The sequence below is a fragment of the Acinetobacter lactucae genome (genome assembly GCF_013122135.1).
Taxonomy (GTDB): Bacteria; Pseudomonadota; Gammaproteobacteria; order Pseudomonadales; family Moraxellaceae; genus Acinetobacter; species Acinetobacter lactucae.
Map to the genome: position 1 here is coordinate 629,511 of NZ_CP053391.1, position 20,844 is coordinate 650,354.

The 20,844-nt window shown below is 38.5% G+C and carries 22 protein-coding genes; 10 read left to right on the forward strand and 12 right to left on the reverse strand.

Translation table 11 applies throughout. The features are described 5' to 3' along the window. Positions 1–39: 39 nt before the first annotated feature. The gene (locus tag HLV59_RS03080; RefSeq protein WP_031949256.1) at positions 40–555 is read right to left on the reverse strand and encodes a GspH/FimT family pseudopilin; all 516 of its coding nucleotides are present in this window, start codon (positions 553–555) and stop codon (positions 40–42) included. A 379-nt stretch (positions 556–934) separates the two neighbouring features. Here HLV59_RS03080 and omp38 point away from each other — a divergent pair, with 379 nt between their 5' ends. After that, positions 935–1,993 carry an outer membrane protein Omp38 gene (gene omp38 / locus HLV59_RS03085; protein WP_080027740.1) on the forward strand — a complete coding sequence of 353 codons (1,059 nt, stop codon included), beginning with the start codon at positions 935–937 and terminating at the stop codon, positions 1,991–1,993. 124 nt (positions 1,994–2,117) lie between these two features. Here omp38 and HLV59_RS03090 read toward each other — a convergent pair whose 3' ends face one another. The 5 genes from HLV59_RS03090 to HLV59_RS03110 all read right to left on the reverse strand — a co-directional run bounded on the left by HLV59_RS03090 (position 2,118) and on the right by HLV59_RS03110 (position 7,668). Beyond that, positions 2,118–2,276 carry a hypothetical protein gene (locus HLV59_RS03090; protein WP_057104707.1) on the reverse strand — a complete coding sequence of 53 codons (159 nt, stop codon included), beginning with the start codon at positions 2,274–2,276 and terminating at the stop codon, positions 2,118–2,120. 3 nt (positions 2,277–2,279) lie between these two features. Then, a complete protein-coding gene (locus HLV59_RS03095; RefSeq protein ID WP_171429319.1) occupies positions 2,280–3,485 on the reverse strand; it encodes an RtcB family protein in 1,206 nt (401 codons plus the stop codon). A 265-nt stretch (positions 3,486–3,750) separates the two neighbouring features. Further along, positions 3,751–5,211: an amino acid permease gene (locus HLV59_RS03100; RefSeq protein ID WP_031949252.1), complete on the reverse strand. Its 1,461-nt coding sequence runs from the start codon at positions 5,209–5,211 to the stop codon at positions 3,751–3,753. A gap of 21 nt (positions 5,212–5,232) precedes the next feature. Then, positions 5,233–6,246, reverse strand: a complete 1,014-nt coding sequence (locus HLV59_RS03105; RefSeq protein ID WP_171429320.1) for a methyltransferase — start codon at positions 6,244–6,246, stop codon at positions 5,233–5,235. Between the two features lie 63 nt (positions 6,247–6,309). Further along, on the reverse strand, positions 6,310–7,668 hold the full coding sequence (locus HLV59_RS03110; protein ID WP_002116159.1) for a uracil-xanthine permease family protein: 1,359 nt from the start codon (positions 7,666–7,668) through the stop codon (positions 6,310–6,312). A 178-nt stretch (positions 7,669–7,846) separates the two neighbouring features. On the opposite strand from HLV59_RS03110, the gene typA reads away from it, so the two are divergent. The 3 genes from typA (at position 7,847) to HLV59_RS03125 (ending at position 10,858) form a co-directional block, all read left to right on the forward strand. Beyond that, on the forward strand, positions 7,847–9,682 hold the full coding sequence (gene typA, locus HLV59_RS03115) for a translational GTPase TypA (protein WP_031949250.1): 1,836 nt from the start codon (positions 7,847–7,849) through the stop codon (positions 9,680–9,682). Positions 9,683–9,937: 255 nt separating this feature from the next. Next, positions 9,938–10,369 carry a large conductance mechanosensitive channel protein MscL gene (gene mscL / locus HLV59_RS03120; RefSeq protein WP_171429321.1) on the forward strand — a complete coding sequence of 144 codons (432 nt, stop codon included), beginning with the start codon at positions 9,938–9,940 and terminating at the stop codon, positions 10,367–10,369. Positions 10,370–10,504: 135 nt separating this feature from the next. Next, the gene (locus tag HLV59_RS03125) at positions 10,505–10,858 is read left to right on the forward strand and encodes a gamma-glutamylcyclotransferase family protein (RefSeq protein ID WP_125699700.1); all 354 of its coding nucleotides are present in this window, start codon (positions 10,505–10,507) and stop codon (positions 10,856–10,858) included. A gap of 10 nt (positions 10,859–10,868) precedes the next feature. Here HLV59_RS03125 and HLV59_RS03130 read toward each other — a convergent pair whose 3' ends face one another. Continuing rightward, positions 10,869–11,159 (reverse strand): peptidylprolyl isomerase, encoded by a 291-nt coding sequence (locus HLV59_RS03130; RefSeq protein ID WP_002051379.1) that lies wholly within the window; start codon positions 11,157–11,159, stop codon positions 10,869–10,871. 19 nt (positions 11,160–11,178) lie between these two features. After that, positions 11,179–12,003, reverse strand: coding sequence for a bifunctional DNA-formamidopyrimidine glycosylase/DNA-(apurinic or apyrimidinic site) lyase (gene mutM, locus HLV59_RS03135; RefSeq protein ID WP_062850090.1), 825 nt, complete (start codon positions 12,001–12,003; stop codon positions 11,179–11,181). 75 nt (positions 12,004–12,078) lie between these two features. Between mutM and HLV59_RS03140 the strand changes: the two genes are divergently transcribed. The 4 genes from HLV59_RS03140 to HLV59_RS03155 all read left to right on the forward strand — a co-directional run bounded on the left by HLV59_RS03140 (position 12,079) and on the right by HLV59_RS03155 (position 17,008). Beyond that, entirely contained in the window at positions 12,079–12,645 is a 567-nt protein-coding gene (locus HLV59_RS03140; protein ID WP_171429322.1) for a DNA-3-methyladenine glycosylase, read from the forward strand. 134 nt (positions 12,646–12,779) lie between these two features. Further along, complete coding sequence (locus HLV59_RS03145; RefSeq protein WP_171429323.1) at positions 12,780–14,909, forward strand: TonB-dependent receptor family protein; 2,130 nt, start codon at positions 12,780–12,782, stop codon at positions 14,907–14,909. Between the two features lie 9 nt (positions 14,910–14,918). After that, entirely contained in the window at positions 14,919–16,028 is a 1,110-nt protein-coding gene (locus tag HLV59_RS03150) for an NADH:flavin oxidoreductase/NADH oxidase (RefSeq protein ID WP_171429324.1), read from the forward strand. Positions 16,029–16,084: 56 nt separating this feature from the next. Further along, entirely contained in the window at positions 16,085–17,008 is a 924-nt protein-coding gene (locus tag HLV59_RS03155) for an AEC family transporter (RefSeq protein ID WP_171429325.1), read from the forward strand. A 31-nt stretch (positions 17,009–17,039) separates the two neighbouring features. Here HLV59_RS03155 and HLV59_RS03160 read toward each other — a convergent pair whose 3' ends face one another. The 4 genes from HLV59_RS03160 to HLV59_RS03175 all read right to left on the reverse strand — a co-directional run bounded on the left by HLV59_RS03160 (position 17,040) and on the right by HLV59_RS03175 (position 19,803). After that, the gene (locus tag HLV59_RS03160; protein WP_031949243.1) at positions 17,040–17,864 is read right to left on the reverse strand and encodes a tetratricopeptide repeat protein; all 825 of its coding nucleotides are present in this window, start codon (positions 17,862–17,864) and stop codon (positions 17,040–17,042) included. Between the two features lie 183 nt (positions 17,865–18,047). Then, positions 18,048–18,758 carry a DsbC family protein gene (locus HLV59_RS03165; protein ID WP_171429326.1) on the reverse strand — a complete coding sequence of 237 codons (711 nt, stop codon included), beginning with the start codon at positions 18,756–18,758 and terminating at the stop codon, positions 18,048–18,050. 146 nt (positions 18,759–18,904) lie between these two features. Beyond that, positions 18,905–19,627, reverse strand: coding sequence for a CAF17-like 4Fe-4S cluster assembly/insertion protein YgfZ (gene ygfZ, locus HLV59_RS03170; RefSeq protein ID WP_171429327.1), 723 nt, complete (start codon positions 19,625–19,627; stop codon positions 18,905–18,907). Positions 19,628–19,686: 59 nt separating this feature from the next. Then, positions 19,687–19,803 carry a hypothetical protein gene (locus HLV59_RS03175; RefSeq protein WP_171430570.1) on the reverse strand — a complete coding sequence of 39 codons (117 nt, stop codon included), beginning with the start codon at positions 19,801–19,803 and terminating at the stop codon, positions 19,687–19,689. Positions 19,804–19,841: 38 nt separating this feature from the next. Here HLV59_RS03175 and HLV59_RS03180 point away from each other — a divergent pair, with 38 nt between their 5' ends. Beyond that, entirely contained in the window at positions 19,842–20,294 is a 453-nt protein-coding gene (locus tag HLV59_RS03180) for an SRPBCC family protein (RefSeq protein ID WP_014207573.1), read from the forward strand. A 139-nt stretch (positions 20,295–20,433) separates the two neighbouring features. Beyond that, complete coding sequence (locus HLV59_RS03185) at positions 20,434–20,790, forward strand: DUF488 domain-containing protein (protein ID WP_171429328.1); 357 nt, start codon at positions 20,434–20,436, stop codon at positions 20,788–20,790. The last annotated feature ends 54 nt before the right edge of the window (positions 20,791–20,844 follow it).

Below are 20,844 nucleotides of genomic sequence, written 5' to 3' on the forward strand. Positions count from 1 at the left end.
AATCAAAGAGAGATATCTTCTGCATTAGACTGTAGAGTTCTAACAATTTTTAAGGTCTTCAAAACGGGTGTGTCCCATTTTGCTGAGGATTAATTTAAAGTTTTTATCTTGGTTATAAGAACAATAAGTAAAAGTGCCATTAGATTCGCGTGGAAGGCCAGTGTCGCCCTGAAATACAATACTATTTAGTTTTTTTCCAAACTTTTGAAATTTTAAAGAACCATAGTGATGGTCAAGTTCAATATTGCTTAAAATCTCCTCATAGCTTTCTCTCTGTAGGTTATGATTTGTGTCTACAAAGCTGATAAGGCTTGTATCCCAATTACTATTACATATAGACAAATCAACACTTGGGCATAGTACGACGCTCTTATGTCGTAGAATTGCGTCGTATTTGGCTTTTTGTATATGAATTGTGAGTAGTCGAGATGAATTTTTTAATTCTACAGAAGCCATAAATTGATGATATAAAGGAAGCGCTATAGTGATCATAATCATAAGAATTGCGAGCGTTATAGTGAGTTCTAATAGCGTAAAACCGAGAGATTTAAACATTAAAATTCCTTAATATATAAAGAAATATTTTGATTTTATGCTTTCTATCAATGATTTATAATGATTTTTGTAGTGAGGAAACACAAAATTAAATAAAGGTTATCAGGATGCTAGAATACTGGTAAAATCACCGTAAGCGAAAGAAAGAAGTTGTTCATATTTGCTGGTTGAGTGAAAAATTACCGAATTACAACGGAAATTGTAAGTAATTTTGTCAATAATTTACTTGATTAAAATTATCAAGCACTTGGAAAGTCTATCAAGTGTTTGTATGATTCAAATGTGAATAGCTTAAAAATAATACTGGGGTGAAAATATCTCAGGGGCCAATAAATTTAGGCTGAGCTTGAACAACAATTGTTATCTCTGGAGGATATCCATGAAATTGAGTCGTATTGCACTTGCTATGCTTGTCGCTGCTCCATTAGCTGCTGCTAATGCTGGCGTAACTGTTACTCCATTATTGCTTGGTTACACTTTCCAAGACAGCCAACACAACAATGGCGGTAAAGATGGTGAGTTAACTAACGGACCTGAATTACAAGACGATTTATTCGTTGGTGCAGCTCTTGGTATTGAGTTAACACCATGGTTAGGTTTCGAAGCTGAATATAGCCAAGTAAAAGGTGATGTAGACACTAATTACGGTGAATACAAACAAAAACAAATCAACGGTAACTTCTATGTTACTTCTGATCTAATCACTAAAAACTACGATAGCAAAATCAAGCCATACGTATTGTTAGGTGCTGGTCACTACAAATATGAATTTGATGATGCTCGTTTAGCTTACCGTGATGGTGAAGAAGGTACTTTAGGTAATGCTGGTTTCGGTGCTTTTTGGCGCTTAAACGATGCTTTATCTCTTCGTACAGAAGCTCGTGGTACTTATAACTTTGACGAAAAATTCTGGAACTATACAGCTCTTGCTGGTTTAAACGTAGTTCTTGGTGGTCACTTGAAGCCTGCTGCTCCTGTAGTAGAAGTTGCTCCAGTTGAACCAACTCCAGTTGCTCCACAACCACAAGAGTTAACTGAAGATCTTAACATGGAACTTCGTGTGTTCTTTGATACTAACAAATCAAACATCAAAGACCAATACAAGCCAGAAATCGCTAAAGTTGCTGAGAAGTTAACTGAATACCCTAACGCTACTGCACGTATCGAAGGTCACACAGATAACACTGGTCCACGTAAGTTGAACGAACGTTTATCTTTAGCTCGTGCTAACTCTGTTAAATCAGCTCTTGTAAACGAATACAACGTTGATGCATCTCGTTTGTCTACTCAAGGTTTCGCTTGGGATCAACCGATTGCTGATAACAAAACTAAAGAAGGTCGTGCTATGAACCGTCGTGTATTCGCGACAATCACTGGTAGCCGTACTGTAGTTGTTCAACCTGGTCAAGAAGCGGCAGCTCCTGCAGCAGCTCAATAATTTGAGTTCTTGAACAGTAAAAAAGCGACTCGTTAGAGTCGCTTTTTTTATGGCAGTTTTTGAAATATTTAATCATTTTTAAATCTCCTAATTCATAATCTTTTTCAATCATTAGCTAAAATATTTACCAAACACCTTTTTTTAATTGCTGTTTAGTATCTTGCCTATCTCTACGATGTTGGGCACGAGGTTTTTCCGTTTCGTGCATCCCACCTTTGTGAAGTAAAGGTGATAGAGCTACTTGATTACGGACTTTGATCTTTGGCATTTCTTTAATTTTCATAGTTTAACCTTTAATACATAAAACTTGTTTGAGGGTATGGATGACTTCGATGAGATCTGACTGGTTTGCCATGACTTCATCAATGTCTTTATAAGCGCTTGGGATTTCATCGACAACACCACTGTCTTTACGGCATTCAATACCTTGAGTTTGTTCAATAAGATCTTGCTGATTAAAAAGAACTTTTGCTTTACTTCTGCTCATCTTGCGACCGGCGCCATGAGAACAAGAACAAAATGATTCAGGATTTGCTTTGCCTTTAACAATATAAGATCGTGCGCCCATTGAACCTGGAATAATACCTAGCTCATCTAAGCCTGCTCTAATTGCACCTTTTCGGGTAATCAATAGATTTTCGCCAAAATGTGTTTCACGGCTTACATAATTATGATGACAATTAATCGCTTCTTTTGTCATTTGAAAAGAAGGTAGAAGAGGGCGGATCGCTTCTAAAATTAATCGCATCATCTCTTTGCGATTTTCAAAAGCATATTCTTGTGCCCACTCTACAGCTTCTACATAATCATCAAAACTTTTTGAGCCTTCAGCAAAATAACTTAAGTCTTTATCAGGTACATGGCCAAAGTGATGCTGCGCTTCTTTTTTGGCTAACTCAATAAAGTAAGTACCAATAACATTACCAAGCCCTCTGCTGCCTGAATGTAACATTACCCATACATCTTGATTCTCATCAATACATAACTCTATAAAGTGATTACCACCACCTAAGGTCCCAAGTTGTTTTTGCCATGTTGCATCAAATTGCCGAAGCATTCGGACAAGACCAGGATGCTTTTTGATAATTGGTTCTAAGCGTTTTTCAAGTGGAATAATGCTAGAAGCTTTCGCTTTGACTTGTTTATGCAAAGCAAAGCCAACCGGTACTTTACGTTCGATCGCATCACGCAAACGACTTAAGTTATCAGGTAGTTGTGAAGCCTTTAAACTCAAGCGAATTGCATTCATTCCACATCCAATGTCAACTCCTACAGCAGCAGGAATAATGGCGTGTTTAGTAGGAATAACACTACCTACAGTAGCACCTTTGCCCACATGCACATCAGGCATAACTGCAATGTGAGAATAGATGAATTGCAGCTGAGCCATTTTTTTTAGTTGTTCTATACTTTCACTATCTATGTCTTGAGTGAAAATTTTAACAGGGACACCATAGAGTGCCTCCGTGTTTAATATTTTTTGTATGCCCATAATTTTTCTCTTATTTTTGTCCGAGCAGGCATAAAAAAACCTAGCGAATGCTAGGTTCTAAATTTAAGCATTCGGACAAGTGGTATGAATTTGTACACTTGTCCGTGAGCTGACATCGTGCCAAATGATTTAATCTGTTTTACCTTGTACTACTGGCATGATGTCCTCCTTATTTAAAAGTGCCGTTGAAAATCTGAACGGCATTTTACGCTTTTTAAATCAAAGATCAAGCTTTTGATCTTTGATTTACCTTTAATGATCAGTTTTAATCTTGCTCAGGTTTAACGTTCATTTGATCGTAAGAAATCAATTTGGTTTTATTTTTCCACTTATAGCCTAACCAAATAATCAAGAACAATGGCAAGCTAATATAAGTTGAAAGTAGACCTAACCAATCAATTTTTCCGCCTAAAATAGCTTGATAGTTTTGCCCTAAGATAATGATTGAACAGAGAATAAATGCAAACCAAGGGGCAAATGGGAAAAATTTGGCACGATATGCTAAATCTTCTAATTTATAGCCTTGAGCAATATATCCTTTACGGAAACGATAGTGTGAAATCGCAATTCCCAACCAAACAATAAAACCGCACATACCAGACATATTGAGTAGCCAGTTAAATACTTGCTTTTCCCCAATAAATGTCGTCAAGAAACAAAACGCGGCAATCAGTGTTGTAGCATATAATGCATTCATTGGAACGCCACGACCATCGAGTTTTGCAAACCACTTTGGTGCACGGCCTTCTTGAGCCATTTTAAATAACATACGAGTTGAAGAATACATGCCTGAATTACCTGCTGATAAAATAGCAGTAAGAATGACGGCATTCATTAAACCCGCAGCAAAAGCAAAACCTACTCTTTCATAGAGCAACGTAAAAGGAGATAGTGCGATATCTTCAGTGGCAGCTGCTTGTAGTAAATTCGGATCATCATAGGCGATTAGAGTACCGATAATGAAAATACATAGGATGTAAAATAATAAGATTCGCCAGAAAATCTGTTTGATTGCCAGTGGAATCGTCTTCTTTGGATCTTTTGATTCGCCCGCAGCAACCCCAACCATTTCGGTTCCTTGGAAAGAGAATCCGGCAATCATTGCAACACCAATCATGGCTTGTAAACCGCCAACAAAAGGTGCCTCTTTGTAGGTCCAGTTCCCGAAAGTTGCCACACCAGGAGTTAGCATGATCTTGATGATCATGGCTAAGCCAATAATAATAAATGCAACAATCGCAATTACTTTGACCATCGAAAACCAGAATTCACTTTCCCCAAATCCCTTTACTGTCATGGCATTGATCAGAAAGATAACAATAAGGAATAGGGCACTCCAATAGAACCCTGGAATATCAGGGAACCAGAACTTCATAATAAACTGAACCGCAACAAGTTCGAATGCAACCGTAATTGCCCAGTTATACCAATAGTTCCAGCCTAGAGCGAAACCAAAGCCTTCTTCAACATAACGACTGCCGTAAGTAAAAAAGGCACCGGATGTTGGTGTATGAGTTGCAAGCTCACCTAAGCTGGTCATTAAGAAGTAAATCATAATACCAATGAGTGAATAGGCGAGTAGCGCTCCACCTGGGCCAGCATTTGCAATGGTTGATCCAGAAGCAAGGAAGAGGCCTGTACCAATGGAACCACCAATGGCGATCATATTCAGATGACGAGCCCCAAGCTTACGCTGGAGTTTTTCAGGAGCATGTGTTTCGCTCATGGAGATTCCTTACATAGTTTGTTATGCACAGGCATATAACACCTTAAAGCCTTGAAGATCAGTTTTAATCTGGCACTGACCAAAGTGCTTCTCAATTAAGATCGGATAGTTTAAAAAACGGTTTGCTACAATCCATAGCTCACCTGATGCCTTTAAATGTTTTTTAGCGTTTTGGCAGAGTCCTTCACTTGCATCATAGTTGGTATGAATACCTTGATGGAAAGGGGGATTACTGACAATGGCATCGAGTTCTGTTGGAGCGTCTGCAATACCTGTAACAGGCTGCAATCTCAACTGGTCTGAACCTATTCCATTTCGACTAAAAGTCATTTCCGTTGACCGTAAAGCGAAAGCATCAATATCTAGGGCATGAATAATATTACTTGAATTTATTTTTGCCAAATAGCAACTGATAATTCCAGCACCACACCCGAAGTCGGCAATTCTACCTGATTTCACCTGATTAAGATAAGGGAGTAAAACAGCTGTTCCGACATCTAGATGATTTTGGCTAAATACACCGGGAAGGGCACAAATCGTAAGCTCTTGTTCATTAACATGAACAGTGTAAGTTTTAATCCAACTTTCGAGAGGTTTAATTTGTTCTGTTTTTTCAATTTTTAAGTGCCATAGCTGACAGTGACGTGCACTATCAAGTTTAAGTACTTTGCCGAAGCTTTGTAATTGTTTGGCAGCGCGTTCAACACCACCTTTTTTCTCACCTACTAAAAAAACAGACTGAGCAGTTTTAAGATTGCTCATTACGACATGCAGTATGTAATTTAACAGTTCTTTAGATTTGGGAACAAAAATGACGGCTTGATCGAATTCTTGTAATGGAAACTCAACTGAGAAATGCGCATTTGTTCCATTATTTATAAAGCCTTGATAGTCAGCATGGTTCCATGTCCAGACTGAAGCATCAATATCAGCTGGTAATTGACTGACTAGGGCATCATTCGGTGCATTAATGAACAAGACTCTACCTTTTAAATAGTCTTGTTGTCTCAATACCACTTCACTTCTAGGATCCATGTACATCTCTCATGAAGAAGAATGCCCAGTGGAAACTGGGCAGTAATCAAAATTAAAAAATAGTTATTTGTGTGTTTCAGGAAGGACAACATTTAAAATTAATGCTGCTATACCGCCTGTCGCTACGCCAGAGCTAAAAATATTTTTAAATAATTCTGGCAGGTGTTCCAAAATTTGAGGAACTTGAGCAACACCCAAACCTAATGCAAGTGAAATTGCGATAATTAAAAGTGCTCGGCGATCAAGGTGAATAGATGAGAGAATGTTAATACCTGATGCAGCTACGGCACCAAACATTACCATCACAGCGCCCCCTAAAACAGCTTGAGGAACTGCTTGTATTACACCAGCTACTGCGGGGAATAAACCTAATAAAATAAGTAAAGCAGCAATCCAGATACCCACATAACGACTAGCTACGCCAGTGAGTTGGATTACACCATTATTTTGAGCAAAAACAGAACTTGGGAAAGTATTAAATAATCCTGCGAGTAAAGAGTTTGCACCATTTACTAATACACCACCTTTAATACGTTTCATCCATTCTGGACCATTAACAGGTTGATTAGAAAGTTTACTGGTTGCTGTCACATCACCAATTGCTTCTAAAGATGTGACTAAATAAATAAAAGCCATTGGGATGAATAAGCCCCAAGAAAAACTTAACCCAAAGTGCATTGGTGTTGGAATCTGTACAAGTGGTGCATCTTTAATACCTGAGAAATCTAGGTAACCCATAAATCCTGCAAGAATGTAACCAATCACTAATGCAATTAAAATGGCTGAGCTTTTAATCCAAACCACTCGAATGCGGTTTAGCACAATAATAATAGCAAGTACGGTACATGACATAATAAGGTTGTCTGCACTTGCAAAAGTATGGTCTTGCATGGCTTGGTAGCCACCACCCATGCTAATCAAGCCTTCCTTAATAAGCGTTAAGCCAATTAATAAAACAACAATCCCCGTAACCAAAGGCGTAATTAATCTTTTTACCCATGGAAGAATTTGCGAAACACCCATTTCAATGAAGGAGCCAGCAATGACTACACCAAAAATTGCAGCCATAACTTGGTTTACAGGTGTTCCTGCGGCAACCATTGCACTACCGATACCAATAATGGGACCAATAAAGTTAAAGCTTGTGCCTTGTACAATCAGAAGACCTGCACCAAATGGGCCAACTTTTTTACATTGTAAAAATGTAGCAATACCTGAAATCACCAAAGACATCGATAAAATCATGTTGGTTTCAGTGCGTGATACGCCTAAAGCTAAACAGATTAAAAGCCCAGGTGTAACAATGGGTACAATAATCGCAAGCAAATGCTGGAACGCTGCTAAAAAAGCTATCAGGGGTTTTGGTCGATCATCTAAGCCATAAACAAGGTCAAGATGGTCTTGAGAGTGTTGATTGGACATGGGTGTAGGTCCGCCGCAATTTCGCAAATTGGCGCTATTCTAATCGAGATACCTATCTTTACAAAACGAAATACAGGCTATTGGAAAATTTTTTTGTCAATGTCAATAAACTGTCACTACTCAAGAGTAGTGTTTTTCTGTATAATTTGCCCTCAAATTTCAGGCGTTTCGAATTTTCATGTCAGATATCAAAAATCTCCGTAATATCGCAATTATTGCGCACGTCGACCACGGGAAAACCACACTTGTCGATAAACTACTTCAGCAATCAGGTGCTCTCGGTGACCGAGCAGGCGAGATTGAGCGTGTCATGGACTCAAATGCGCTTGAAAGTGAACGTGGTATTACCATTCTTGCAAAGAACACTTCTATTACTTGGTTAGATAAACGTACTGATACAACTTACCGTATCAACATCGTGGACACCCCGGGACACGCCGACTTCGGTGGTGAAGTAGAACGTGTAATGTCGATGGTTGACTGCGTATTACTTTTAGTTGACTCTCAAGAAGGCCCAATGCCACAAACTCGTTTTGTGACACAAAAAGCCTTTGCTCGCGGTTTAAAACCAATTGTTATTATTAACAAAGTAGACAAACCAAGTGCACGTCCAGATTGGGTTATTGATCAAGTATTTGATCTATTTGATAACCTTGGTGCAACTGATGAGCAATTAGATTTTCCAATCGTTTATGCATCAGGTTTACGTGGTGTAGCGGGTCCTGCTCCAGAAGAACTTGCAGAAGACATGACTCCGTTGTTCGAAACGATTGTAGACATCGTTGAACCACCAGCAGTTGATGTTGATGGTCCATTCCAAATGCAGATTTCATCACTTGACTATAACAGCTTCGTAGGTGTTATCGGTGTTGGTCGTATTCAACGTGGTTCAGTAAAATTAAATACTCCTGTTACTGTAATTGACAAAGAAGGCAATACACGTAATGGTCGTATCTTAAAAATTATGGGTTACCATGGTTTAGAGCGTATTGATGTTGAATCAGCATCTGCTGGTGATATCGTATGTATTACTGGTATCGACGCACTTAATATTTCTGACACGATTTGTGATCCGAAAAATGTTGAAGCATTACCAGCTTTATCTGTAGATGAACCTACAGTATCTATGACTTTCCAAGTAAACAACTCTCCGTTTGCTGGTAAAGAAGGTAAATTCGTAACTTCACGTAATATCCGTGAACGTCTTGACCGCGAATTAATTCATAACGTAGCGTTACGTGTTGAAGACACTGACAGTCCAGACCGTTTCAAAGTATCTGGCCGTGGTGAACTTCATCTTTCAGTTTTAATTGAAAACATGCGTCGTGAAGGCTTCGAAATGGGCGTATCTCGTCCACAAGTAATCATCAAAGAAATTGATGGTGAAAGACAAGAGCCTTACGAAAACGTAACTTTTGACGTTGAAGAACAGCATCAAGGTGCTGTAATGGAACAAATGGGTCACCGTAAAGGCGAGATGACCAATATGGAAGTTGACGGTAAAGGCCGTATCCGTATTGAAGCAACTGTACCTTCACGTGGTTTGATTGGTTTCCGTTCTGAATTCTTGACTATGACTTCTGGTACAGGGATCATGACTTCAAGCTTCTCGCATTATGGTCCTGTTAAACAAGGTACTGTTGCGAAACGTCAAAACGGTGTATTGATCTCTATGGTTCAAGGTACTTGCTTGGGCTATGCATTGTTCAGCTTACAAGACCGTGGTCGTTTGTTCGCTAAACCACAGTTAGAAGTTTACGAAGGTATGATCGTGGGTATTAACTCTCGTTCAGACGATATGGTTGTAAACCCAACTAAAGCGAAACAATTAACTAACGTTCGTGCGTCTGGTACAGATGATGCTTTAACTTTAGTACCTGCAATTGAATATACGCTTGAACAAGCGCTTGAATTCATTGAAGATGATGAGTTAGTAGAAGTAACACCTAAATCAATCCGTATCCGTAAGCGTTACTTGACTGAAAATGAACGTAAACGTAACCGTGATAAATAATTTTTCTTAAATGAAAAAGAAAAAACCGCTAAATTAATTTAGCGGTTTTTTTAATGGTTATTTTTCAAATTAAAGTAGGCTTAAAATCATATTTTTGTTGTAAGAGAATATGTTGTTAAAGTGTGAAATAACTTTCTTTTTTTGATAAAAATATTAAATTATCAATATCATGGCGAGTACTATCTAATTCGATAAGATGCCAATGAAAAAGAAAAATATGACGTGTTTCGGCCCCCGACATCTGGAGATGTTTAGATGAGTATTATTCAAGAATTTAAAGAATTTGCCATTAAAGGCAATATGATGGATTTAGCCATCGGTGTGATTATTGGTGGTGCTTTTGGCAAAATCGTAGACTCTTTGGTAAAAGATATTATCATGCCAATTATTAGTGTGATTACTGGTGGTGGTGTTGATTTTTCAAAAAAATTTATTGTATTAGGTGCAAATCCTAACAATTTACAATCTTTAGATGCTTTGCAAAAAGCAGGTATTAATGTTTTAACTTATGGTAACTTCCTTACCATTTTAATTAACTTCCTGATTTTAGCTTGGGTTGTGTTCTTAATGGTGAAATTATTAAATAGACTTCGCCGTGATAAAAATGAGCCAGAAGCTCCAGCTGCAACTCCAGAAGATATCCAATTATTACGTGAAATTCGTGATGAGTTGAAAAAACAACCTTAATCAGATTTGATATAAAAACGGTACCAAGAGTACCGTTTTTTATTATTTAGTATTTTATGCTGAGCTAAAGATATTGTTAAAATTGTCAAAACAAAGATATGTTCAACTTCGAATATTTTAAAAGGATATAAATTAATGAATCAGCTTTTTGTGTATGGCACATTATGTCCAAATAAACCAAATACTCATATTTTAGAGAAAATCGGTGGAAGTTGGACAAAAGCTAGTGTGCGTGGCGTGATTCATATTTTAGACTGGGGGCCAGATAAAGGCTTAAAAGCACTTGAGTTAGATTTACAAGCTGATTGGGTGGAAGGCTATTTATTTAGCACTGAAAAATTGGCTGAAAACTGGCAGATGCTAGATGATTTTGAAGGTTTTCAATATCAACGTGTCATCGCAGATATAAAATTAGAATCAGGTGAGTATATTAAAGCCTGGACATATCAACTGAATGCACAGGCTCAAGCTTCTCAAAATCATAATTGAAACAATGGAATCAACGTAAGCTACCCATTCTGAATTTAACTTCTAAAAGATGATAGCCAAATTGGCTTTTGATTGGGCCTTGTAGCACACGTTCAGCAGCTGTAAAAACAACTTTATCAATAACAGGCACTAATTGCCCTTTTTTGACTTCGCCAAGTTCACCACCACGCTTTGCCGAGTTACAGGTGGAATATTGTTTAGCAAGCTTGGCAAAATCAGCACCACTTTGTAGCTTCTTTTTTAGCTGTTCGGCTAAGTCTTTATCTTTGACTAAAATATGTCGGACAATTGCTGTTTGCATGTTGTCTTCCTCCAAAAAATTAAGGCTTTCTCAGCTTTTTAAGCGGTTGGCACTGTGGGCAAAATACGCTGGCACGCTGACCAAGTTTCAAATTTTCTAATGTGGTTTCACAGTTAACACACATTTCTCCTGCACGACCATACGCGAGCAAGGTTTGCTGGAAATAACCATTTTCACCCATGGCGTTGCTGTAGTCTCGTAAAGTCGAGCCACCTAAATCAATTGCCGACTTTAAAATACGCTTAATCTCGACAACTAGTTTCTCAATTTGTTGCATGCTTAAATCACCAGCAGGTTGTGCAGGGTGAATGCCAACATTAAACAGGCTTTCAGTTGCATAAATATTGCCTACACCAACCACTACATGATTATCCATGAGTGCAATTTTTATGCCGACAGCCTTATTTTTAAGTTTAGAAGCTAAATATTCTGCGTGAAAGTCAGCACTTAAAGGCTCAGGTCCCAAAGTATCAATCAGTTTGCCTTGAGTCTCAGGGTTAAGCCAAAGAATGCAGCCAAAACGACGAGGGTCATGGTAGCGTAACTGCTGATCTTCAAATTGTATAATCAGATGATCATGCTTTCTCAGTTCGTCATTTGGTTCGGTCAGACGAAAGCTTCCGGACATTCCTAAATGCCAAAGCATTTGATCTTGTTCAAACTCTGCCAAAATATATTTTGAACGTCGATTTAATCCAATAAGGCGTTGTCCAACAAGTTTTTGAACATCATCTGGTATAGGCCAGCGTAAGCTAGGATTGCGTACTTCCACACTTAGAACTTTTTGATTCAATAGGGGAAATAAACTGGTTTTGGTTGTTTCGACTTCGGGTAACTCAGGCATGCCAACTCGCAGAATTAACAGATATACTGGATTAATCAAGTATAACGTGTGGTATGTAATATTTCAGAGATTACTATGTCAGATATTTTACCATTAAGCTGGTTTCAACGAGAAACATCAGAAGTGGCTTATGATTTAATAGGTTGTGTTTTGTGTAAGCGACAACCTGATGGCCAAGTTATCCGCTGTACAATTAGTGAAACTGAAGCTTATTTGGGTGTCCGTGATAAAGCTTGCCATAGTTACAATGACAAACGGACAGCTCGAACAGAGGTGATGTATTGCCCTGGTGGGACAATTTACGTCTATTTAATTTATGGCATGTATGAAATGCTCAATCTCATTACTCAGACACAAGGCGTCCCTGAAGGGGTAATGATTCGCTCAGCATTTTTAAGTAGTGCTTCAACCAAAAAAGAATATAAGCTTTTAGCTGGGCCTGGCAAATTGACGCGCTACTTGGGTATTGATCGATCTTTAAAAGGCCAGATTTTAGGTGAAGAATCTGGACTGTGGATTGAAGCGGCATCAACGCAGCCAGAAGTGGTATTGACGCCACGTATTGGAATTGATTATGCCGAAGAAGCAAAACATTGGCCTGAACGATATTGCTGGAAAGACCATCCATCTTTGAGTCGATAATTCTAATCTGGAAATCAATTTTTAGATATTGATGAAGAGTGTTCCAGATTTACAACAATGCAGACCGAATTCAATAGCCAGACAAGACACAGCTTTTTGTTATTATAACTACAATATAAATAAAGGAAATAAGCATGTCCTTATTACGCTTAGACCGACTTCATTACTGTATTTTGATGAGTATGGGGTGTATTTCTAGCCCACTCGTTTGGGCAGAAGATTTAACACAAGACGTAACTGTATTGCCAACGTTACATGTGGAAGCAACCCGTACCGATACAACCTATTTGCAAACACCTGCTTCGGTTTTTCGAATAGATGTACCCCAAGCTGACACTTCTTCACAAGTAAATTTAACCGAAGTTGTGAAGGGGATACCGAGTTTACAGCTTCGCAATCGTGAAAATTATGCACAAGATTTACAGTTATCTATGCGTGGTTTTGGTGCACGTTCTACTTTTGGTGTCCGTGGTATTCGCCTTTATGTGGATGGTATTCCTGCAACAATGCCGGATGGACAAGGCCAAACCTCTAATATCGATTTAAGTAGTCTGGACCATGTTGAAGTTCTAACAGGACCTTTTTCTTCACTTTATGGAAATTCATCGGGCGGGACAATTTTAACTTCTACTAAAGAAGGGCAAGGGAAAGATTCAATTGAGCTGAGCTATTCGGGAGGCAGTCATGATAAAAGCCGAGCAGGACTCGTGCTACAAGGCGGGGCAAAGGGTGCGAATGAACCAAGCTATGTTATTAGTTCATCGTATTTCGATACGGATGGTTACCGAGAACATAGCGGTGCAGAAAAAGTATTAAACAATGCAAAACTCAGTTGGAACCTTGATGATGGTAGTAAAATCAACTGGATAACCAATTATGTAAAAATCCATGCAGACGATCCGCAGGGACTAACGCATGATCAGTGGAATACTAACCCAAGGCAACAAGTTCCATTTTTAAAGCAATTTAATGTCCGTAAAGATATTGAACAAACTCAAACGGGTGTGACGTGGTCTAAACCGATTAATGATAAGAATGAACTCTATGCCATGGCATATTTAGGTAATCGCCAAGTCACTCAATATCAATCTATACCTAAATCAACACAAGATGCCAGCATCAATCATGCAGGCGGGGTGATTGATTTTGAGCGGGATTATTATGGTGCTGATTTCCGTTGGACGGGCAAAGAGTTACTTCCAAATACTACTCTAAGTGTTGGTGTTGCACTCGATGCAATGGATGAAGATCGTAAAGGTTTTGAAAACTTTAATTTAGTAAACGGTCAGCCTTATTATGGCGTCAAAGGTAAGTTACGCCGTGATGAAGACAATACTTTGTGGAATATCGATCCATATTTACAAGCTTCATGGCAGTTCTTACCAACATGGCGTTTAGATACAGGTGTACGTTATAGCAATGTCCACTATAAGTCGGAAGATCGCTATTTAAGTAATGGCGACGATAGTGGTAAGACTGATTACAATAAAGTTTTACCTTCTGCTGCTTTAAGCTGGCAAATTTTACCTGAACTCATGGCCTATGTGAGTTATGCCAAAGGATTTGAAACGCCAACTTTTACTGAAATGGCATATCGTCCAGATGGCGAAAGTGGATTTAATTTTGATTTGACCGCATCCACAAGTGATACCTATGAAACAGGCTTAAAATCACAAAACCTTTTAGGTGATTTTACTTTGGCAGTTTTTCAAACTAAGACCAAAGATGACATCGTTTCTGCAGGTAACTCAAATGGTCGTTCAACCTTCCGCAATGCAGATAAAACTTTACGTGAAGGCGTAGAGTTTGCATGGAATAAAAAGTTGTGGCGAGATTTAACAGCGACTGCAAGTTATACATATTTAGATGCAACTTTTGATGCTGATATTCCAGCTTTAGGGAATATTGCTCAAATTTCATCAGGCAATACCATTCCAGGAATTGCCAAAAACCAAGCTTATGCCTCTTTGACTTGGCAGCCATCGCACGGACTATATGGCGGTGTAGATGTACAGTATATGGATAAAGTATACGTGAATGATACCAATAGTGACGCAGCGCCAAGCTACAGTGTAACCTCAGCTAATGTGGGTTATGCATGGGTAATGGGTGACTGGAAAGTGAACAGCTTTGCCCGTGTAGATAACCTATTTGATAAAAATTATGCTGGTTCAGTAATCGTAAATGATGGTAATGGACGCTACTTTGAACCAGCGGATGGACGTAACTGGAGTGCAGGTTTACGTGTAATTAAGCAATTCTAGGAATTTAAAATGGCAAAATTATTTGAAACGGTTAACTTTGGTTCACTACAACTGGTCAATAGAATTGTAATTGCTCCGATGTGTCAATATTCGGCAACAGATGATGGCGAAATTACGTATTGGCATGAACAGCAATGGGCAAACTATGCATTGTCTGGTGCAGGGCTCTGTATTGTGGAGGCGACTGCTGTACAGCCTGAAGGTCGAATTAGCTATGCTGACCTTGGACTGTGGAATGATCACCAACGTGACCAAATCAAAGCGTTGTTAGCTAAGGTTCATACACTTTCACCAATGCCATTTGGAATTCAGTTAGCACATGCAGGTCGTAAAGCATCTACTGAAAAACCGTGGTTAGGTAAAGGTCAGATCGCAAAAGATCAGCCTCATGGTTGGCAAACGGTTGCTCCAAGTGAAAGTACTTTCTCTGTTCATGATGCAGCGCCCCATGCTTTGACGATTGCTGAGATTCAACAGGTTCAACAAGACTTTGCAGCAGCTGCAAAACGTGCTGTAGAAGCTGGGTTTGAGTTGATTGAAGTTCATGCTGCGCATGGTTATTTACTACATCAATTTTTATCGCCAATTGCCAATCAGCGAACTGATGAATATGGCGGTTCTTTAGAAAACCGTATGCGTATGACCCTTGAGGTTCTTCAGGCAATTAAACTCGCTGTACCAGAAGGCTATCCTGTTGGTGTTAGGCTGTCTGCGACCGATTGGTTAGAAAGTATTGAGCACTGGGATATTGAATCTACAGTGGGTTTATCAAAAGCTTTAGAGCAATTGGGGGCAGCCTATGTGCATGTGTCTAGTGGTGGTTTGCACGAACATCAATCAATTACGATTGGGGCGGGCTACCAAGTCCCTTTTGCTGAACAAGTTAAAAAGCATGTGTCTATTCCAGTCATTGCTGTAGGGTTAATTACTGAGCCAGAGCACGCTGAACAAATTTTAGAAAACCAGCAAGCCGATGCCATTGGTCTTGCTCGTGCAATGTTATATGACCCAAGATGGCCTTGGCATGCAGCAGCAGCTTTAGGTGCAGAAGTTAAAATTGCACCTCAGTATTTACGTTGCCAACCTCATGGATTAAAACAGCTTTTTAACTCTTTTTAATTGTATTGGGCAAAGTCATCTTTGCCCATTTTTCTTTCGCTAAGTGAGGACGGTCAGTGGTTTTTCAGGTTATTTTACCTATCTTGATATTGCTATTGATGGGCTATGTTTGTGTTCTCATCAAATTGGTAACACCTGAACAAATCAGGGCACTTAGCGCATTCGTAATTAAAATCTCCTTACCCGCATTTTTAATTCACTCCTTGGCAAATAAAAACTTACAAGATATTTGGCACCCCGCTTATTTTCTGGCTTATGGCGGAGGGTCCTTAATTTTATTTTTCTTGGCTTTTGTTCTCTATCGAAAATATTTTAAAAATAGCTTAACTCATAGCGCCGTCATATCGATGGGCGCATCTATGTCCAATACTGGATTTATGGGAACCGCGATTTTAACCATGCTGATTGGTAATCATGCAGCAATCTACATTTCTTTAACCCTAATTATTGAAAATTTATTGATTGTGGCATTGATGCTTATTCTGGCCGAAGCTGGTTTACACCAACAACAAAATCTTTTACCGCTTTTAAAACAGACATTTTTAAACTTACTTAAGAATCCTATCATTATCGCTATTTTGGTTGGGATGGGATGCATTCTTTTAGATGTTAACCTTCCTGCAACGCTTGACCAGTCTTTAGAGTTACTTGGGCGTACAGCTTCGCCTTTGGCCTTGTTTGCAATTGGCGGAAGTTTAGTAGGTATTGGAATCACAACAGTAAATACAGAAAGTGTTTTGTTGGCGATCTTTAAAGTTGTGCTAATGCCATCTGTTATTTTTGCACTTTTTTTAATAACTCCAAATGTAAGTCGTGAAATGCTTTACGCAGGAACATTAATCGCTGCTTTACCCATGCCGATTGCTTTCGGAATTTTTGGACAGGCTTATGGCTTAAATGAAAAAGCATTAACACCGCTTATGATTAGTACGATTGTTGGTTTTATTGGGGTGAGCGGGCTTATTGCTTTGTGGTGGTAAAAGAAAAGCCCCATAAGGGGCTCATCATTCATTATTTTTTAGGTGCTGGCTGTGCGGGAGCATTGGCAGCTTGTTTGCTCTTTTCTGCAATAATCTTATCAACCGAAGCTAACGATTCTTTAGCATTTGGCACATTTTGATTGGCAAGTTCAGTAAAGATCTTTTTCGCTTGCGGTAGATTTTGCGGAATGATATTGCCGTTTGCCATCATGGTTGCTAAGGCCATAGAGGCAGGTGCATAGCCTTTTTGTGCAATTGACTGTAAAGCTTCGATGCCTTGGCGTTTCATTAAAGGATTTTTATTCTCAACACCTTGGCTAATGTCATAGAGTGCTTTGACCTGAATAGCAGGGTAGTTTCCTTTTCGAATTAAAGGCGCTAATTTTTGAAGCGCAATTTGATGTGACTGCGGTTTTTTCTGAGCAAATAAAATCGTCGCAATTTTCACAGTTGCATCATCAGAACCTTGAGCTGATGCCTTTTGAATATATTGACTGAATTTGTTGCTATCTTTGGCAACGCCTAATTCACCAGTCTCATAAATTTGTGCAAGCGTGTAACTCGCTTGGGCATAACCTTTATTTGAAGCGTCTTCATAGTATTTAAGGGCTTTAGAAGAGTCTTTTGCTGTACCTTGGCCCATTTGAGTCATATAGCCTAAGTTATAGATAGCTTGGGCATTACCTGATTGGGCTAAGCGTTGCATTTCTTGAAATGCAGCGGAGTAATTTTTTGCTGCATAGAGTTGTTCAGCTTGTTTAAAAACATCGGTTTTCGCAGCAGTTGCTGAGTTATCAGCTGCAAAAATTGATGCACTTGAAAGGGTGATTAGGCTTGCGATTAGTAATTTCTTCATTTCTTTTTAACCTTTTACTTCGTAGCTACATCATTCCATTGATGCATTGAATAGTTTCAATTTCTCATCATAAATATTGATTGCTGAAAGTAAACAGCCGATTTGTATATAAAGCACTGCACTTTGGGCAAATTGTGGAGAAAAATACCCACCCACATTCATAAAACGGAGTGGGTAATATTGTTATTTTGCTGACTGAAGTAATGCTTCAATTTGCTTGGCATCAGTTGGTACGCCAGAAAGTCTTTGGCCATCTTGCAAGAACAGGGTAGGTGTTCCATCGATATTTAATTTTTGGCCTAAAGCGATATTTTTCTGAATTGGGCTTGAGCAACTCTTGCTACTAGTCGGCAATTTGCGCTTAAGCATATAGTTTGTCCAAGCTTCTGCTGGATTTTTTGAACACCAGATTTGATTTGAAGCTTTTTCAGCATTTGGATGCAAACTGGTGAGAGGATAAAGGAATACATATACCGTTACGTTATCAACCCCAGCCATATTTTCTTCTAGGCGCTGGCAATATGGGCAATCAGGGTCACTAAAAACATAGATTGTACGTTCGCCTTTACCTTTTACATATTTAATCGCCTGATTTAATGGCAAACTTTTAACGTCAATCTTACCCAATTCGGCAATACGTTCTTCAGTCATATTTTTTTGTTGTTTGATGTCGACTAAATTACCAACAAAAAAGTATTTGGCATCTTGATTGGTATAAACAATGCGGCCGCTTGTATACACTTCATAAATGCCTTGTACAGGAGATTGATAAACACCTTTTACAGGCAAATCGGGATAATTCGTCTTAAGATTTTGTTCAAGTGTTTTAACATCAGCATGAGCAGAACCGAAAATAGCCAGACTCAACATGAGTGTAGCAAGTTTAGTTTTCATCTTTTTTCTCTTTAATTTCAACAGGGCTAATGATGGCATATAAAGTTTAAAAAATTGACGTTCTAATCTAATGAAATCATTAGTGTTTTGTATCTATAAAAAAGCCCACTAACTTAGCAGTGGGCAGTTTGGACTAATAAAAATTATTACTGTGGTCTTGCAACGTCGCCACTTAAAGCTTCTGGTAACTCAAGAACTTGAAGTCCCAACTCTTGTAGAGCAGTAGGTTTCGCAACAACTAAAGCAAGATAACCTTGATCATTTGCAATACTATTGACGACTTCAATATCGTTATTTAATTGAGTTGCTGAAGCAGGCGCTTCACCTGTACCTTGCACAAGATGTAACCAGTGTTTTGGTTTTGCTTTAAACCAAAGACGCGCCACAATTTCCTGACCTAGGTAACAACCTTTATCATAATTGACGCCTTCACGTTGATGTAAACGCAATTCTTGTGGCTGGAATTCATGTTCAGTTGCCTGTGTAATCCACGCTTGACCAGTCATAATGGCTTGTTTTTGCCATTCTGAAATATCAGTTTCAGCAGTAGTGAATTCAGTTTGATGATTCACCACTTTTGGGAACACAGCGCCTTGTTCACTTAAGGCCATTTTTGAAAAGGCACCATACTTTTTAATATGTTTGGCAAACTCTTCAGCTTGATCTTGAGTAACTACAATTACAAAACTTTCAGGATTAATCTTCTTTAGCCATAAGCCAAAGTGAATACGACCTTTAAGATCACAAATAGCTGTATAGCGAGTTTCATTTTCAGCTAAACGTTCAGTATCTACAGTAACTTGGCCTTGTAAAAACTTTTGTGCATCTACACCGTTTAAAGCATATGAGGAGAAAGCGAGCAGACTCATGATTAATCTCAAATTCAATATGTTTCTTTATGATTGTTGACTATTTTGCTCCATTTTTACTAAAAAATCAGCCATAGTTTTCGTAATTTGATTTTCTCTCGAAGAAAGTTTTTTTGTTTAAAAAAACACCAAAAATATACGTTTGGATAAATCGGAAGGTTTAAGCTAATAACGATAATTTCAATAATTTTAAGGAAATTAAAATAAGGAGAATATGATGGCAACAGGAACAGTGAAATTTCATCGCGTATTTAAGGCTCCAGCCGAGCGAGTCTATCGGGCATTTTTAGATCCAGATGCTTTAGTAAAGTGGTTGCCGCCCCATGGTTTTACTGCCAAAGTTCATAGTTTTGATGCAAATGTTGGTGGCTCATACAAAATGAGTTTTACCAATTTTTCAACAGGTTCAACACATGCCTTTGGCGGAACATATGTGGAATTAGTTCCAAATGAACTAATTCGCTACAACGATCAATTCGATGACCCAAATTTACCTGGGACTATGCAGGTTACTATTACATTAAAAAGCGTATTGGTAGGTACAGAAGTGCATATTACGCAAGAAGGAATACCGGAAGTTATTCCTGTAGAAGCCTGCTACTTAGGTTGGCAAGAGTCCCTATCTTTGCTTACTTTATTGATTGAGGCTGAAATTCCAGATCAATAAAAAGTTATTTTTTAGAGCCACATAGAAAAGTGAGTAGATTTATTTCTGCTCACTTTTTCTTTTTGAGCTTTATTCTAAATTAATAAAATATAGAATAATTTTATAACTCCGAAATATAAGTTGTATGCAGAGAAAAACGATGGATATCCAAATTAAAAGAATTTATGAAAAGGCCGATCCTAGTGACGGTAAGCGAGTTTTGGTTGACCGCCTATGGAGCAGGGGAATTAGTAAAGAGAACGCTCATTTAGATTTGTGGCTAAAAGAAGTGGCTCCTTCAACTGAACTTAGAAAGTGGTTCCATGCTGCAACACCAGATCATTGGGAAGAATTTAAGCAGCGTTATTTAAAAGAGCTTGAAACCAACTCCGCAGTTGAAGAGCTACAACACATCGTAGCAGAACATACAGTTACGCTTTTATATTCAGCAAAAGATGTTGAATATAACCATGCAATTATTTTGAAAGAATATCTATTAAGCAAAAACTCAAAATGAATATATAAATTTTTTTTTGGTAAAAGTCTTTTATTTAAAACTTTAAAAAATGAG